Origin of the sequence: Massilia frigida, assembly GCF_011682175.1 — a bacterium.
In the GTDB taxonomy this organism is placed as follows: Bacteria; Pseudomonadota; Gammaproteobacteria; order Burkholderiales; family Burkholderiaceae_D; genus Telluria_A; species Telluria_A frigida.
In genome coordinates, this window is sequence record NZ_WHJG01000128.1 from 1 (window position 1) to 1,178 (window position 1,178).

1 rRNA gene is annotated in these 1,178 nt (G+C 49.6%); it reads right to left on the minus strand.

Going from position 1 to position 1,178, the window contains the following annotated elements:
- Nucleotides 1-1,161 (minus strand): 23S ribosomal RNA (locus F2P44_RS34285); the annotation flags it as partial.
- Nucleotides 1,162-1,178 lie beyond the last annotated feature (17 nt).

Below are 1,178 nucleotides of genomic sequence, written 5' to 3' on the forward strand. Positions count from 1 at the left end.
ATATATCCGCAGCTTCGGTGACTGGCTTAGCCCCGTTACATCTTCCGCGCAGGACGACTCGATCAGTGAGCTATTACGCTTTCTTTAAATGATGGCTGCTTCTAAGCCAACATCCTGACTGTTTTAGCCTTCCCACTTCGTTTTCCACTTAGCCAATCTTTGGGACCTTAGCTGGCGGTCTGGGTTGTTTCCCTCTTGACGCCGGACGTTAGCACCCGACGTCTGTCTCCCAAGCTCGCACTCATCGGTATTCGGAGTTTGCAATGGTTTGGTAATTCGCAATGAACCCCTAGCCATAACAGTGCTCTACCCCCGATGGTGATACTTGAGGCACTACCTAAATAGTTTTCGGAGAGAACCAGCTATTTCCAAGTTTGTTTAGCCTTTCACCCCTACCCACAGCTCATCCCCTAATTTTTCAACATTAGTGGGTTCGGACCTCCAGGGCGTGTTACCGCACCTTCATCCTGGCCATGAGTAGATCACTTGGTTTCGGGTCTACACCCAGCGACTGTCGCCCTATTCGGACTCGATTTCTCTACGGCTTCCCTATACGGTTAACCTTGCCACTGAATGTAAGTCGCTGACCCATTATACAAAAGGTACGCAGTCACGGAACAAGTCCGCTCCTACTGTTTGTATGCACACGGTTTCAGGATCTATTTCACTCCCCTTCCGGGGTTCTTTTCGCCTTTCCCTCACGGTACTGGTTCACTATCGGTCGATTACGAGTATTTAGCCTTGGAGGATGGTCCCCCCATATTCAGACAGGATTTCTCGTGTCCCGCCCTACTTGTCGCACGCTTAGTTCCACACATCGAATTTCGTATAAGGGGCTATCACCCTCTATGGCACCAATTTCCAGTGGTTTCTACTATCCGTCATGCTAAAACGTGCAGGCTCATCCCATTTCGCTCGCCACTACTTTGGGAATCTCGGTTGATTTATTTTCCTGCAGCTACTTAGATGTTTCAGTTCGCCGCGTTCGCTTTGCATACCTATGTATTCAGTATGCAATGACCTAAAAGGCCGGGTTTCCCCATTCGGAAATCTGCGGATCAAAGCTTGTTTGCTAGCTCCCCGCAGCTTATCGCAAGCTACTACGTCCTTCGTCGCCTGTAATCGCCAAGGCATCCACCATGTGCACTTATTCGCTTGTCCCTATAACGTTAGCCTCT